Here is a 13,274-nt window from a genome sequence, read left to right as displayed (position 1 = left end):
GGGCCATGAATACGTGGAATCAAATCTACAATCCGCTGGGCAATGCGGGGCTGTCGACCATCGCGGCGGCAATCCCCGTGGTCACGCTGCTGGTCCTGATCGCCAGCGGCCGGGTGAAGGCGCACATCGCCGCCATCATCGCCGTGATCGTGACCAACCTGATCGCGATCGTGGTGTTCACGATGCCGGCGGGGATGTCGATCCGTGCCTCGCTGCTCGGCATCGTCTCCGGCTTCTTCCCGATCGGCTGGATCGTGCTCAACGTCATCTTCCTCTACCAGGTCACGGTGAGGTGCGGAAAGTTCGAGCTGCTCAAGCGCGCGATCGGCGGCGTCACCGAGGACCGCCGCCTGCAATTGCTGTTGATCGCGTTCTCGTTCGGCGCCTTCTTCGAGGGCGCCTCGGGCTTCGGCACCCCGGTCGCGATCACGGGCGCGGTGCTGATCGGGCTCGGCTTCTCGCCGCTTGCCGCCTCCGGCCTGTCGCTGATCGCCAACACCGCACCCGTCGCCTTCGGCGCGCTCGGCACGCCGATCCAGGGCCTCGCCTCGGTGACCGGGCTCGATCCCTACACCCTCGGTGCGATGGTCGGCCGGCAGTTGCCGCCGTTCTCGCTGATCGTGCCGTTCTGGGTGGTGTGCGCGTTCGCCGGCTGGCGCGGCATGAAGGAGGTCTGGCCGGCAATCCTGGTCACCGGCGTGTCGTTCGCGGTCCCGCAATATGTGATCTCGAACTACATCAATCCCTGGATCGTCGACATCGGTGCCTCGCTGATCTCGATGGGCTGCCTGATCCTGTTCCTGAAGGTCTGGCAGCCGCGACAGCTCTGGTTGTCGCCGGCGCTGCGCGGCCGCGATGAATCGGCCGCGACGATGGCGGCGGCGAAGCCGCTCGACAAGACGCCGCTGACCTCGGCCGAATTGTGGGGCGCGCTGCTGCCGTGGATCATCGTCTGCATCCTGATGCTGATCTGGGGCAACGGGGCGTTCAAGACCTGGGCGAACGCGATCTTCACCTGGAACTATCCGGTTCCCGATCTGCACAACATGATCAACAAGGTGCCGCCGGTGGCGGCGAAGCCGACGCCGGAAGGCGCCGTCTTTGCCTTCACCTATCTGTCGTTCACCGGCACCGGCATGCTGATCGCCGCGGTCATTTCGGGGCTGCTGATGGGCGTCTCGCCGGTCGGCCTGATCGCCGAATATGGCCGCACCATCAAGCTGTGCGCGATCTCGCTGATCACGATCTCGGCGATGCTGGCGATCGGTACGCTGACCCGGCTCTCCGGCATCGACGCCACGCTCGGTCTGGCGTTTGCTGCAACCGGTGTGCTCTATCCCTTCTTCGGCACGCTGCTCGGCTGGCTCGGCGTGGCGCTGACGGGATCGGACACCGCCTCGAACATCCTGTTCGGCAACCTGCAGAAGATCACCTCGCAGCAACTCGGCCTGCCGCCGATCCTGATGGCGGCGGCGAACTCCTCGGGCGGCGTGATGGGCAAGATGATCGACGCGCAATCGATCGTGGTCGCCTCGACCGCGACCAACTGGTACGGGCACGAGGGCTCGATCCTCCGCTACGTGTTCCTGCACTCGATCGTGCTGGCGTGCCTGGTCGGCCTGTTCGTGACCTTGCAGGCCTATGTGTATCCGTTCACCGAACTGGTCCTGAAGTAACCGCATCCGCTTGAAGCGAAATCCCCGCGGGCGCAACGCTCGCGGGGATTTGCGTTTCAAGGACTTTTTCTGTCGCGGCCAATCTGGTCAAGCGCAGGCGCGTCCAATACAAGGGCGGCCGTGAGCTTGCGGTTTCGGGGAATGGAATGATTTCAGCCGGTCGTATCTTGAAAAGTCTTGTGCTGGTGAGCGCGATGTTGGGAAGCGTTCCCGCCTTGGCCCAGGAGGAGTTTCCGTTCGGCTTCCTGATGACGCTGGACGCCGCGCGCATGCCAGGCTCGAAGCGGATTCCCTCGATCGAGATCGGCGACAATGGCGAGGTCGTGCTCGAGCTCTGGTGCAACGGCGGCAAGGGCCAGTTCTCGGTTGCGGGCAATACCATCGTCTTCGTCCCCGGCGCGATGGAGAACCGCAACTGCCCGCCTGACCGTGCGCAGGCCGACAGCGACCTGATGGCGGCGCTCGGCGATGTCGCGACCTGGCGGCGGCAGGGCGATGCGGTCACGCTGACCGGCAGCCGGTCGCTGCGCTTCATCATCAACACGAATTGAAGGCGAACGGCGCGCCGCGCTCAGGGCGTCGCGATCAATCCGCTCGCGGTGGCAACGATCCAGCGATTGCCCCAGCGCACGATGGAATCGACGCGGCCAAGTCCTGGAACGACGTCGCCGCGTGCCGCCATCCGCACGCCCTCGGGCCCTTCGAGCACCGCGGTGCCGTCGCGGACCTCGACGACCGACCATCCGGGAATTGTGCTCGGCCGCGTCTCCGGGGACGCCGAAAGCGGTTGCCTCGGAGCCAGTGCTGCGGCCTGCGCGTTCAGGGTTGTCGGCGCGGCACCCAGGGCGAGCGGGCGCGGATTGGATGTGGGACTGGCCGTGGTCCTGGGAATGCTGCCGGTGACGCCAGGATCGCCGCTGGATGCGATCCGTCGCGTGGCTTCGCTCTTGCCGCTCGGCCGCGTCTCCGCAACGTGAGACGGCGCAGGCGCCTCCTTCTGGGCAACCGGGGCTGGCGTCGAGGTCGGTACAAATTCGTGCCAGTTCGCTCCGCCGGCCCATCCCAGCACGAAGGTCGCCGCCAGCGCCGTGGCCGCCAGAAGCGCGGTGCCGATGCGATCCGCGAACGGCTCCCGCAGCAGCAGGGCGGCATCATGATTGCCGTTCGAGAGATCCCAAAGGTCTGTCGGCTGCTCCGGCAATCGGCCGTGAGCCGCATCCGTCAACCAGATGCTGTCGGCACTGCTCGGCTCGCGGTCTTGCATGGCTTGACCTGTGTTGGCTTGTGCAATCATGATCCTCGAAACTGAATCCGCCCTTAATTTTCGGTGACCGAACTGCGGCAAAGCCGTGTCGTCCGGCCGCAGGTCCCGCATCGACGGATCGGGAGCCTCCGCCGACATATCCGAGAGACGCCGTTTCGCGGCCGATCGCGCAAGCTCGGGACCTCCCCGAAATGACCAAACCTGAGATCAGCATCGTGCCCGAGGACCCACGCCAGCCCGAGGTGCGGCGGCTGATCGCCCTGTCGGACGTCTATATGGAGGCGCTGTATCCGTCCGGGAGCAATCATCTCGTCGATGTCGACGCGCTCAGCGCGCCCGGCACCGTGTTCCTGGTCGCACGCCGGGGCGGAGAAGTGCTTGGTTCGATCGCGTTCCGCGTCATCGCGGCTGATCATGCCGAGATGAAGCGGATGTTCGTGCGCGAGGACGCACGTGGCTGCGGGCTTGGCCGCCGCCTGCTCGAGGCACTCGAAGGCGCTGTGCGCCGGCGGAGCATCGCGCGCATCAGTCTGGAGACTGGAATCCGGCAGCCGGAGGCGATCGGACTCTATCGCGCATCCGGCTATCTCGAATGTGCGCCGTTCGGGAACTACGTGGCCGATCCGCTCAGCCTGTTCATGACCAAGCTCCTCCGGCCGTGATCGACGGCGCGAGGGGCACGACGTGTTGTCCGCGCGACGATGATTGGTTCAGTTCAGCGGCAGAAAACGAGGGGAGGCGCGAGCGCGGCGTTCTGAAACATTGACGCGAAACAGCAAAAAGGGCCGCCGATCTGCATCGACGGCCCTTCGCGACCAAATTGCTTCGGAATGAAAACTCGTACCCCGCGCTGGGATGATCCAACTGTAAGAGAATCCCGGTCGCATGTGGATTCCGGACAACTACCGTCAGAAGCGGTGTCCCAAGCTCCGCCCGTTAACCAAGACGTTGACCTCGTTTTCTGCCGCTGAACCGGTTCACTCAGCATCGTCCCGCCCGCGCAGCGGTCGTTTCCGGACATGGTCTCCGGGAAGCGGGTCGTCGCGCCGCGCGGCCGCCGCTATAGCGAAGTCATGCTCGACTTCGCCGCACAGTATGACGCCTTTCGACGACGCGACCCCGCCTGGGACGGCGTCGTGTTCGTCGCCGTGAAGACCACGGGCGTGTACTGCCGCCCGGTCTGCCCGGCGCGCACGCCGCTGGCGCGCAATGTCAGCTTCTATCGCAGCGCCAGGTCCGCGGAGCGCGCCGGCTTCCGGCCGTGCCTGCGCTGCCGCCCCGAGGCCGCACCGTTTTGCCCGGCCTGGAAGGGCACCAGGACGACGGCCGAGCGCGCGCTCGCGCTGATCGAGCACGGCGCGCTCGACCACGGCGATGTCGATGCGCTGGCCGAGCGACTCGGCGTCGGGGCGCGACATTTGTCACGTCTGTTCGCCGCGCATCTCGGGGCCCCGCCGCTCCAGCTTGCGCTGCGGCTGCGCGTGCAGCGGGCAAGACGGCTGATCTTCGACAGCGACCTGCCGATGTCGGCGGTGGCGCAGCGGGCCGGCTTTTCCAGCGCAAGGCGGATGAGCGCTGCATTCACCCGGATTTGCGGCCGGCCTCCGTCGACCTTCCGAAACAAGCGACCGGCGGAGGCAGCCGCGCCATGAATCCCGGAGGAGACCACCAATGACCAGCAAGACCTACGGCACCGTCAGTCACGAACAGAAGCTGCAGATGAGCGGACTCGAATTCGTCCAGGGGCTCGTCAGCGGTGCGCTGCCGCTCAACACGATCGCGCGCACGCTTGGCTATGACATTGTGGAAGCCGAGCGAGGCCGCGTCGTCGTCTCGCTGGTGCCGACCGACGCGCATCTCAATCCTGCGGGCACCGTGCAATGCATGGCGGGCTCACCGCCACGCTGCTCGACAGTTGCATGGGCCTTGCGGTGCAGTCGATGCTCGAGAAGGGCACCGCGCAAACCACGCTCGAGTTCAAGATCTCGCTGATACGCGCGATCACGGAAGACACCGGGGAGATCAGGGCCGAGGGCAAGGTATTGAATTGCGGTCGCCGCATCGGCATCGCCGAGGGCCGCGTCACCGATGCGCATGGCCGCCTGCTCGCCCACGGCACCACGACGTGCCTGATCTTCCCGGCGTCGTAGGCTCAGCGGGCCGCGCCCTCGAGCTCGGGCAGGCGAATGAGCCCGAGCTGGAGCATCGCCGTCAGCGCGTCCTCCTGACCGAGCTCCTCGGCGATCCGGCCGTCCCGCACGCGCAGCACGGTGGTGCCGGCAAACTTCATCCTGCGGCCCGAGGCTGCGGGCAGCGAGCCGAGGCGGAAGTCGCTCAGCGCCGCACCGGTGTGGGTGCCGCCGCCCTCCCATCGGCCGACGACATAGTCGCCCTCCGCGATGAGATCGCCGACTCCCCAGAAATTCAGATCGGGGAACGCTTCGCGAAACTCCGTCATGAAATTCGTCACCGCGGCGCGTCCGCGCTTCGGCTCATGCATCGGGTAGTGCACGACAATGTCTGATGTGGCGAGTTCGTCGATGACGCGCGGATTCCACGGGTTGCCCCAGAATTCCTTGAACCATCGGGCCACGATGCTTTTGTTCGCTTCTGACATCGGATGTCTCCATTCACTGATGGCTGGTCTTGCGATCATCGCAAGCAGCGCTGCTTCAATGCGCGCAGTAAGCAATCGGAGAGGTACGTCTCGCCACCCGATTCCAGATTGTCAGTAACGCAATGCAGGATGCGGGATTCCACTGCACGCAGCGACGTTTGGCGCGTCGCGTTGCGAATGCCGTCGATACCGGAATCGGGTGGCGTGCCAATCGCCGCCGCGCAATCGTGCTTCGAACAGAGGAGCACATGATGCGCAAGCTCGATGCGATCGCCGCGCTGCGCGGCGAGGGACTTCGGCCGGAACTACGAGCGCTGCTCGACCGCGTTGCCACCGAACGTTGTTCCGAACTCTTCGTCAGAGGCGACGGGATGCTGCAGTCCGGTCCGGATGCCGCGCCCATCGCGGCGCGCGACAACGTCGTGCCGCTGGGCAACAGGGCGGCCTGATGCAGGAAACGGCGGCTTCCTCGACTTCGCGCGCCGGCCTACTTCCACGCCGACTTGTCGGCATCCCAGCGTTGGGCCTTGAATTCCTTGATCAGCGCGTCGATCGCGCCGTTGTCGTCCTTCGCCTCGCCGCCTTCCTCGTCGCTGGCGGCGTCTTCGGACAGGACAAGCCTGGCGCCGGCGCTGTCGTCGCTGGTCGAACTGGTGGGGCTCGAGACCCACAGGATCAGCCGGTCGGAGGTACCGGGCCTGTCGGGCGACACCAGCGCGGTGACCTCCAGATTCTCGGTGAGGCCAAGCGTCGGGTAGGTCGAGCTCGGCCGTTTCAGGACGAGCTTCAGCTTGCCGGTGTTGGCGTTCCACGTGCTTGATGCCGGCTTGGCCGACAGCGTCTTCGCCAGCACGTTCGAGATCGTGGTGGCGATCTTGTCCCGGTTGATCTTGTCGCCGTCCCGCCAGTCGGCGGCGGCAAAGCGGATGGTGCGATCCATCTCCACCACGCCGCTGGTCCAGCCCGCCGCGGTCACGCCGGCGGCCGATTTCGCCTTGGCGAGCAGCGCGGATGCGTGCTCCGGATCGACCGTGAGGTTGATGGTCTGCTCGCCGGCGCGCATCGCGTCGCAGGTCACCGCGAGGCTCGAGGTGCTGATCTCGACGGGGTCGCCCTTCAGGCTCTTGAGGAAGTCGGCCGCCTGCTCCAGCTTCACCCGCACGCCGACCGATTCCGGCGAGACGTCGGTGAAATCCTTCGGCTGCTGCGTGATGCCGTCGTCGCTGGTCTGGTTGTCCTGGAATTCCTTCTCGCTGAGATCGGAATTGTCCGACGAGGCGACCTCGGTCACGGTCTGGCCGATCGTGATCTGGCCGCGGAATTCAAAATTGTCGCCGGTCTGCTTGCGGGTCAGCTTGATCGTGACCGGCTGCTTCCCGGCGACGCTTTGCGTGGAGCCGGACAGCGTCGGGCCGTTGACCGCGAGGTTGGCGACGAAGCGGTCCTTGCGGTCGGAGCCCTTTGCAGCAGGGTAGCAGACGTCGAGCACGGCCGAAGTGACGGCCTTGCCCTGCCGCGTCTCCTTCAGGATGACATCGGCATTGTCCATCAGGCCGTCCATCCCCGTGAAGTAGCGCGTCTCCGGGCCGTTGCTCGGGGCAGCCTTGGACTGGAGCTTGATCTGGGCGAGAGCAGGCGCCGAGGTGGCGACGAGACCGAGCAGCAGGAGTGGAAGCGCGCGCATACGATTAAGTCCTCGCGGGGAATCGGTTCCGTCGTAACTAGCAAACCTCCGTGTCATTGGCCAAAAAGAAGGCCGCGCGGAGGCGGCCGCGAGCTTGATTTGATCTGTTCAAGCGGAATCCGGACGAGGCAGCGGCTGTTTTGGCCTCACGCGGAGGCTTCGCTGCTTTCGAGTTTCCTGCGCAGCGCGGCCACGACGCGGCTCGTGGTTTCGATGTCCTTTTGCGAGACGCCGTCCGCGAGCGCATTCACCCAGGGCAGCTGCAAGCGCATCGCCGCGTCGAAGGCCTGGCGGCCCTTGTCGGTGAGGACGACGAGTTGCGCCCGGCGATGATGCGGATTGGTCTCGAAGGTCACGAGCCCATCGCGTTCCAGGTCGTTGACGATCCGCTGCACGTTCTGCCGGCTGGCGCCGAGATCGCGCGCGAGCCATGCGACCGGCTGCGCCCGCTCCGCGGCGATAACAGCGCCGAGGATCTGCCAGCGGGCGCTGGTCAGGCCGAGCCCCGCCACCATCCGGTCGCCGGCCGTGAACAGCAGGCTGTTGAGCCGGAACAGGTCCGGAATCAGGCTGGTCAGGGTTTCACCGGTCGGGGTTCGCCTGGGATGCGACATTTGTCACCATAAGATGGTATTGACATTATGATGTCAATATTCATATGTATCCATCGTAACGAGACGACATCATAGCACCATATTGAACGGAGCCAACCATGCCGCAGATGCGCCCGATGGACCCCGCATTCCCGATCGACCGCCAGCTCGCCGTCGATGCCAATTCCGTCGTGCTCGTGAACCTGTTCACGCTCGACAAGGCCGACGAGGAGACCTTCCTCAAGGCATGGCAGGACGACGCCGCGATCATGAAGCGGCAGCCGGGTTTCATCTCGACCCAGCTACACCGCGCGCTCGGCGACAGCCCGGCCTATCTCAACTACGCGGTATGGGAATCGACCGCCGCCTTCCGTGCGGCATTCGCGAACCCGGAGTTCAGGGCGAAGCTCACGGCCTATCCGGCGTCGGCGGTGGCGTCGCCGCATCTGTTCCAGAAGGTCGCGGTGCCGGACATCTGCGTCGCGTAGCGGGCCGCTATCGATCAGCCGAACCGGCCCATGAGCAGAAACGCCTGCGCGATCGCGGAGGAGTGACAGGCGAGCAGCAGGCTCAAGCACCACGGCAGGAGTGAGGCCAGTGCGATCAGCTCGAGTTCGGAGGCCGGCGGGGACGGGGTCGTGACCGGCAGTTCAATGGGCAAGAGGAACGCCTCCTTTCCGCAAAGCCCCGGAGGACAGCTCTAGCCGACCGCGCGCCGCCTCTCGATTTCCTCACCGGCATGGGCGGGCTCCGAGGCCACCGGGTGGGCCGGCGGCGCCAGCCGTGCCTTGATGACCGGCTTGAGCACGAAAAAGCCGAGGAGCGCCGCGAGCACGTTCATGCCGCATCCGACCGCATAGACGGCGTGCCAGCTTCCGCTGGCATGTGTCAGCACGTTGCCCAGCGGCACCAGCAGCGAGGCGACGCCCTTTGCCGTGTACATGATGCCGTAGTTCACGGTGACGAATTTCCGCCCGAAGGCATCGCCCACGGTTGCGGCGAACAGGCTGAAGATGTCGCCCCAGAACAGGAACACCAAGCCATCGGTGATGATGAACGATATCGCCGTCGTACCGAAGAAGCCGAAGGCTGCGAGGCAGATCGCCTCGATCCCGAACGCGATTGCCATCATGTTCGCGCGCCCGATATGATCGGAGATCCAGCCGTTGAGCGGCCTGCCCACGCCGTTGGTGATGTTGTGACAGGTGAGCGCCGCCACGATCGCGGGCATGCTGAACCCGAAGATCACGACGGTGGCGTCGGCAATGCCGCGCTCCTTCGCGATCGGCGCAAGCTGTGCCGCGGACATCAGCCCGCCGGCAGCGACCAGGAAGAACATCAGATACATGATCCAGAAGATCGGCGATCGCACCACCTGAGCTGGCGGAACGTCCTCGGCACTCTGCAGCACCTTGATGTTGGTGGCCGCAGGAAGCTCCTCGAGGTCAGGTGCCCTGATGAAGTTCGAGACGACGACGACGATGACCCCGTACAGGATGCCGAAAAACAGGAAGGTGTGCTGGTATCCGCTGGACAGGATCATGGCTCGAATCGGCGCAATCGTGATCGCGGCGCCTGCACCGAAACCCGCCGCGGTGAGCCCGCCGCACAGGCCGCGCTTGTCGGGAAACCATTTCAGCGCGTTGCCGACGCAGGTGCCGTAGACTGCGCCGCCGGCGAAACCTGCGATGGCCCCGCCGAGATACAGCATGCCGAGCGAGGTGGCCTTCGAGTTGACATACCATGCGAGAAAGGTGCCGACGCCGCCCGCCAGCACCATCCAGCGCGGACCGATGCGATCCACGATCCAGCCTTCAAACGGCACGAGCCAGGTTTCCAGCACGATGAAGATCGAGAATGCGACCTGGATCTCCGCCTTGGACCATCCCCACTGATGTTGGATCGGCAGCACGAACAGCGTCCAGCCGTATTGAAGATTGGCGACGCTCGCCATGCATATGATGCCGAGGACAAGTTGAAACCAGCGATTGGTATGGCCCCTGCGGGCCGATGGCATGGACACGAGGCGCTCTCCCTGGGCCGAAGGCCGATTTGCATCGTCTGTTTGGGAAAGCAGAATGGAACGATCGGCCCGATTCCGCCCTAACGGCGGATATTGATCCAGGTTAAGCCCGCGAGCTTCGAGCCGCGGCACCTGCTCACGCACGTCGTTCAGGGTTTTGGCTGCCAGCGACGGTGCATGGGAACCCGGTCATGGTCCGTTCGTTGATCCGGGATTAGCGAGCGTTGTTGACATGGATCAATCGATACGCCGCCGCGCGCATCCAGTTCGCCCTATGGAACACGCGTGCGCGCCGGCAGCAGCGGCCCACGAGGGCACCTTCGCGGACGAGTGGATCAACTCGCGCCGCCCTGGCGTGCGACGGCTGAGCTTCGCCAAGGCCAGGGATGTCGTGATCTCGGGCAGCCACAATCGTTGCATCTACTTCAACCATGATGGCTGGTTGGCCCGCTACAAGATCCTCCACAAGGGCTCTCGCCAGATCCTGGACTTCGTCCTTCCCGGTCAGGTCTTTGGCCTGCCGGCCTGCCTGTTTCCGCGCGCGCCGTACTCCATCATCACCATCACGGAAGCCAGCGTCTCGGCCATTCCGTTCGATATGACGGACAATGTCTTCGACCGCGATCCGGCGCTGGCCAAGACTCTGTTCTGGTCCACAGTGCAGGAAGCTGCGATCCTCGGCGAGCATCTGACCGGCACCGGCCGCCGCTCGGCCTACGAGCGCGTCAGTCATCTGCTGCTCGAGTTATTCGTAAGGTTGAACACCAGCCATCGCAGCGGCGAGATGACCCTCTCGATCCCGCTGACACAGGAACTGATCGCCGATGCGCTTGGTCTCACCGCGGTCCATGTCAATCGCACGCTGCGCGCCCTGCGGCAGGACAAGCTCATCAAGGTGGATGGCCGGTCCATCACCATCGTGGACTTCGAGGCACTCTCACGGCTGTCCGACTTCGAGAAGTCCTATCTTGGTCAGGCTGGCCGGTTCCAGCCGCGGGCCACCGAACCCGCGGCGCTCGGCGAATCCGCCGCCCGGGCGATGGAGCCGTGGGGCGCCTGACGGGTGATCGTCCGGCCGATGCCGGCCTCCGCCAAAGGAAGAAGGCCGCCCGGAGGCGGCCTTCGATTGCGATGCAGATGTGCGTGGCGGCTCAGAAGCCGCCCATGCCGCCCATTCCACCCATGCCGGCGCCACCGGGCATCGCCGGCGCTGCGTCCCTGGGCACTTCGGCGACCATGGCTTCGGTGGTCACCAGGAGGCCTGCCACGGAGGAGGCGTCCTGCAGTGCGGTGCGCACCACCTTGGCGGGGTCGATGATGCCCTTGTCGACCATGTCGACATAGTCCTCGGTCTGCGCGTCGAAGCCGAAGGTCTCCGACTTGTTCTCGAGGATCTTGCCGACCACGATCGAGCCCTCGACGCCGGCATTCTCGGAGATCTGGCGGACCGGGGCCTCCAGCGCCTTGAGCACGATGTTGATGCCGGCCTGGACGTCGGCATTGTCGTTGGTGAGACGGCCGACCGCCTTCTTGGCGCGCAGCAGCGCCACGCCGCCGCCGGGCACGATGCCTTCCTGCACTGCGGCGCGGGTCGCATTCAGCGCGTCCTCGACACGGTCCTTCTTCTCCTTGACCTCGATCTCGGTCGCGCCGCCGACCTTGATCACGGCAACGCCGCCAGCGAGCTTGGCAAGGCGCTCCTGGAGCTTTTCGCGATCATAGTCGGACGTGGTCTCCTCGATCTGCGCCTTGATCTGGCCGACACGGGCCTCGATGTCCTTCTTCTTGCCCGCACCCTTGACGATCGTCGTGTTCTCCTTGTCGATCACGACCTTGCCGGCGCGGCCGAGCATGTTCACCGTGACGCTTTCGAGCTTCATGCCGAGTTCCTCGGAGATCAGCTGACCGCCGGTCAGGATCGCGATGTCCTCAAGCATCGCCTTGCGGCGATCGCCGAAGCCCGGCGCCTTGACGGCAGCGACCTTCAGGCCGCCGCGCAGGCGGTTGACCACGAGCGTCGCCAGCGCCTCGCCCTCGACGTCCTCGGCGATGATCAGCAGCGGACGGCCCGACTGCACCACGGCTTCCAGCACCGGCAGCATCGCCTGCAGGCCGGTGAGCTTCTTCTCGTGCAGCAGGATGTAGGCATCCTCGAGCTCGGCGGTCATCTTCTCGGCATTGGTGATGAAGTAGGGCGAGAGGTAGCCGCGGTCGAACTTCATGCCCTCGACGATGTCGACCTCGGTCTCGAGCGACTTGTTCTCCTCGACCGTGATCACGCCCTCGTTGCCGACCTTCTGCATCGCCTGCGCGATCATCTTGCCGATCGCGGTGTCGCCATTGGCCGAGATGGTGCCGACCTGGGCGACTTCGGACGAGGAGGCGACCGGCTTGGCGCGCTTCTCGAGGTCCTTGACGACCGCGCTGACCGCGATGTCGATGCCGCGCTTGAGGTCCATCGGGTTCATGCCGGCGGCGACCGACTTGCCGCCTTCGCGGACGATCGCCTGCGCCAGCACGGTTGCGGTGGTGGTGCCGTCACCGGCGGTGTCGTTGGTCTTGGAAGCGACCTCGCGCAGCATCTGCGCGCCCATGTTCTCGAACTTGTCCTCGAGCTCGATCTCCTTGGCGACGGTGACGCCGTCCTTGGTGATGCGCGGGGCACCGAAGCTCTTCTCGATGACGACGTTGCGGCCCTTCGGGCCCAGCGTCACCTTCACGGCATTGGCGAGCACGTCGACACCGCGCAGCATGCGGTCGCGGGCGTCTCCGGCGAATTTTACGTCCTTGGCAGCCATCTCTTGAACTCCTTAAGCTTGTCGCGGTGTCAGACCAGCACGCCCATGATGTCGGACTCCTTCATGATCAGGAGCTCCTCGCCGTCCAGCTTGACCTCGGTGCCCGACCACTTGCCGAACAGCACGCGGTCGCCGACCTTGAGGTCGATCGGGATCAGCTTGCCGGCCTCGTCGCGGCCACCCGGGCCGACGGCGACGATTTCCCCCTGGGAGGGCTTTTCCTTTGCCGTATCCGGAATGATGATGCCGCCCTTGGTCTTCTCCTCGGCATCGATACGCTTGACCACGACGCGGTCATGCAGCGGGCGGAATTTGGATTTAGCCATGACGATCCCTCTTGAAGGCTTGGTTTCAGGTCCGGTTCATCGAGGCCGGGGTTGAATGCCGGCCCGGTCGGCGTCGGGCGGGAGGCCCGACGGACTTAGCAATCACGGTGCTGGAGTGCTAATAGAGGGCCGGGAAATATGGCTTGCCGCGGTTTCTGTCAAGCAAACTGGGGTTAAGGCCTTGGTGAGGCCAATATAGGATGGTGGACCGGAAACCAAATCGCAGCGATGGCGTAATTTTTGTCAGCCGTCATTGCTCCGCCTAACGTTTTACGCTTGGCTGCCTGTGCGTG

General features: G+C 65.0%; 16 protein-coding genes. 8 read left to right on the top strand and 8 right to left on the bottom strand.

Going from position 1 to position 13,274, the window contains the following annotated elements:
* Positions 1-5 precede the first annotated feature (5 nt).
* On the top strand, positions 6-1,676 hold the full coding sequence (locus tag JQ586_RS30255; RefSeq protein ID WP_212398288.1) for an L-lactate permease: 1,671 nt from the start codon (positions 6-8) through the stop codon (positions 1,674-1,676).
* 194 nt (positions 1,677-1,870) lie between these two features.
* A complete protein-coding gene (locus JQ586_RS30250; RefSeq protein ID WP_409411032.1) occupies positions 1,871-2,227 on the top strand; it encodes an META domain-containing protein in 357 nt (118 codons plus the stop codon).
* A gap of 20 nt (positions 2,228-2,247) precedes the next feature.
* On the opposite strand, the gene JQ586_RS30245 is transcribed toward JQ586_RS30250, so the two are convergent.
* The gene (locus tag JQ586_RS30245) at positions 2,248-2,940 is read right to left on the bottom strand and encodes a hypothetical protein (protein WP_212398286.1); all 693 of its coding nucleotides are present in this window, start codon (positions 2,938-2,940) and stop codon (positions 2,248-2,250) included.
* A 191-nt stretch (positions 2,941-3,131) separates the two neighbouring features.
* On the opposite strand from JQ586_RS30245, the gene JQ586_RS30240 reads away from it, so the two are divergent.
* From JQ586_RS30240 to JQ586_RS40690, 3 genes are all read left to right on the top strand, one after another.
* Positions 3,132-3,602: a GNAT family N-acetyltransferase gene (locus JQ586_RS30240; RefSeq protein WP_212398285.1), complete on the top strand. Its 471-nt coding sequence runs from the start codon at positions 3,132-3,134 to the stop codon at positions 3,600-3,602.
* Positions 3,603-3,959: 357 nt separating this feature from the next.
* Positions 3,960-4,592, top strand: coding sequence for a bifunctional transcriptional activator/DNA repair enzyme AdaA (locus JQ586_RS30235; RefSeq protein ID WP_409411031.1), 633 nt, complete (start codon positions 3,960-3,962; stop codon positions 4,590-4,592).
* Positions 4,593-4,820: 228 nt separating this feature from the next.
* On the top strand, positions 4,821-5,090 hold the full coding sequence (locus tag JQ586_RS40690; RefSeq protein WP_249148365.1) for a PaaI family thioesterase: 270 nt from the start codon (positions 4,821-4,823) through the stop codon (positions 5,088-5,090).
* 2 nt (positions 5,091-5,092) lie between these two features.
* Here the strand turns inward: JQ586_RS40690 and JQ586_RS30225 are convergent, their stop codons facing one another.
* Positions 5,093-5,557: an ester cyclase gene (locus JQ586_RS30225; protein ID WP_212398284.1), complete on the bottom strand. Its 465-nt coding sequence runs from the start codon at positions 5,555-5,557 to the stop codon at positions 5,093-5,095.
* Positions 5,558-5,805: 248 nt separating this feature from the next.
* On the opposite strand from JQ586_RS30225, the gene JQ586_RS30220 reads away from it, so the two are divergent.
* The gene (locus JQ586_RS30220; protein ID WP_212398283.1) at positions 5,806-6,006 is read left to right on the top strand and encodes a hypothetical protein; all 201 of its coding nucleotides are present in this window, start codon (positions 5,806-5,808) and stop codon (positions 6,004-6,006) included.
* Positions 6,007-6,044: 38 nt separating this feature from the next.
* Here JQ586_RS30220 and JQ586_RS30215 read toward each other — a convergent pair whose 3' ends face one another.
* Both JQ586_RS30215 and JQ586_RS30210 read right to left on the bottom strand, forming a co-directional pair.
* A complete protein-coding gene (locus JQ586_RS30215; protein WP_212398282.1) occupies positions 6,045-7,241 on the bottom strand; it encodes a hypothetical protein in 1,197 nt (398 codons plus the stop codon).
* Between the two features lie 146 nt (positions 7,242-7,387).
* Positions 7,388-7,855, bottom strand: coding sequence for a MarR family winged helix-turn-helix transcriptional regulator (locus JQ586_RS30210; protein WP_212398281.1), 468 nt, complete (start codon positions 7,853-7,855; stop codon positions 7,388-7,390).
* 98 nt (positions 7,856-7,953) lie between these two features.
* Between JQ586_RS30210 and JQ586_RS30205 the strand changes: the two genes are divergently transcribed.
* Positions 7,954-8,322: an antibiotic biosynthesis monooxygenase gene (locus tag JQ586_RS30205; RefSeq protein ID WP_212398280.1), complete on the top strand. Its 369-nt coding sequence runs from the start codon at positions 7,954-7,956 to the stop codon at positions 8,320-8,322.
* Positions 8,323-8,336: 14 nt separating this feature from the next.
* Here JQ586_RS30205 and JQ586_RS30200 read toward each other — a convergent pair whose 3' ends face one another.
* Complete coding sequence (locus JQ586_RS30200; protein ID WP_212398279.1) at positions 8,337-8,495, bottom strand: hypothetical protein; 159 nt, start codon at positions 8,493-8,495, stop codon at positions 8,337-8,339.
* A gap of 39 nt (positions 8,496-8,534) precedes the next feature.
* On the bottom strand, positions 8,535-9,851 hold the full coding sequence (gene oxlT / locus JQ586_RS30195) for an oxalate/formate MFS antiporter (protein ID WP_212398325.1): 1,317 nt from the start codon (positions 9,849-9,851) through the stop codon (positions 8,535-8,537).
* A 163-nt stretch (positions 9,852-10,014) separates the two neighbouring features.
* On the opposite strand from oxlT, the gene JQ586_RS30190 reads away from it, so the two are divergent.
* Positions 10,015-10,917: a Crp/Fnr family transcriptional regulator gene (locus JQ586_RS30190; protein ID WP_212398278.1), complete on the top strand. Its 903-nt coding sequence runs from the start codon at positions 10,015-10,017 to the stop codon at positions 10,915-10,917.
* Between the two features lie 91 nt (positions 10,918-11,008).
* On the opposite strand, the gene groL is transcribed toward JQ586_RS30190, so the two are convergent.
* Together groL and groES are read right to left on the bottom strand one after the other, a co-directional pair.
* Positions 11,009-12,655, bottom strand: a complete 1,647-nt coding sequence (gene groL, locus JQ586_RS30185) for a chaperonin GroEL (protein WP_212398277.1) — start codon at positions 12,653-12,655, stop codon at positions 11,009-11,011.
* A 29-nt stretch (positions 12,656-12,684) separates the two neighbouring features.
* A complete protein-coding gene (gene groES, locus JQ586_RS30180) occupies positions 12,685-12,981 on the bottom strand; it encodes a co-chaperone GroES (protein ID WP_212363317.1) in 297 nt (98 codons plus the stop codon).
* Positions 12,982-13,274 lie beyond the last annotated feature (293 nt).

Origin of the sequence: Bradyrhizobium jicamae, from assembly GCF_018130215.1 — a bacterium.
Classification (GTDB): domain Bacteria; phylum Pseudomonadota; class Alphaproteobacteria; order Rhizobiales; family Xanthobacteraceae; genus Bradyrhizobium; species Bradyrhizobium jicamae_A.
The sequence above is the reverse complement of the archived record's forward strand: the minus strand, read 5'-3'. Positions and strand labels throughout refer to the sequence as shown.

Excerpts from the sequence above, each read along its gene's own strand:
- JQ586_RS30245 (WP_212398286.1), bottom strand. The coding sequence starts at position 2,940 with ATGCAAGACCGCGAGCCGAGCAGTGCCGACAGCATCTGGTTGACGGAT.
- JQ586_RS30240 (WP_212398285.1), top strand. The coding sequence starts at position 3,132 with ATGACCAAACCTGAGATCAGCATCGTGCCCGAGGACCCACGCCAGCCC.
- groL (WP_212398277.1), bottom strand. The coding sequence starts at position 12,655 with ATGGCTGCCAAGGACGTAAAATTCGCCGGAGACGCCCGCGACCGCATG.
- JQ586_RS30215 (WP_212398282.1), bottom strand. The coding sequence starts at position 7,241 with ATGCGCGCGCTTCCACTCCTGCTGCTCGGTCTCGTCGCCACCTCGGCG.
- JQ586_RS30225 (WP_212398284.1), bottom strand. The coding sequence starts at position 5,557 with ATGTCAGAAGCGAACAAAAGCATCGTGGCCCGATGGTTCAAGGAATTC.
- JQ586_RS30220 (WP_212398283.1), top strand. The coding sequence starts at position 5,806 with ATGATGCGCAAGCTCGATGCGATCGCCGCGCTGCGCGGCGAGGGACTT.
- JQ586_RS30210 (WP_212398281.1), bottom strand. The coding sequence starts at position 7,855 with ATGTCGCATCCCAGGCGAACCCCGACCGGTGAAACCCTGACCAGCCTG.
- groES (WP_212363317.1), bottom strand. The coding sequence starts at position 12,981 with ATGGCTAAATCCAAATTCCGCCCGCTGCATGACCGCGTCGTGGTCAAG.
- oxlT (WP_212398325.1), bottom strand. The coding sequence starts at position 9,851 with ATGCCATCGGCCCGCAGGGGCCATACCAATCGCTGGTTTCAACTTGTC.
- JQ586_RS30205 (WP_212398280.1), top strand. The coding sequence starts at position 7,954 with ATGCCGCAGATGCGCCCGATGGACCCCGCATTCCCGATCGACCGCCAG.
- JQ586_RS40690 (WP_249148365.1), top strand. The coding sequence starts at position 4,821 with ATGCATGGCGGGCTCACCGCCACGCTGCTCGACAGTTGCATGGGCCTT.
- JQ586_RS30255 (WP_212398288.1), top strand. The coding sequence starts at position 6 with ATGAATACGTGGAATCAAATCTACAATCCGCTGGGCAATGCGGGGCTG.
- JQ586_RS30235 (WP_409411031.1), top strand. The coding sequence starts at position 3,960 with ATGGTCTCCGGGAAGCGGGTCGTCGCGCCGCGCGGCCGCCGCTATAGC.
- JQ586_RS30250 (WP_409411032.1), top strand. The coding sequence starts at position 1,871 with ATGTTGGGAAGCGTTCCCGCCTTGGCCCAGGAGGAGTTTCCGTTCGGC.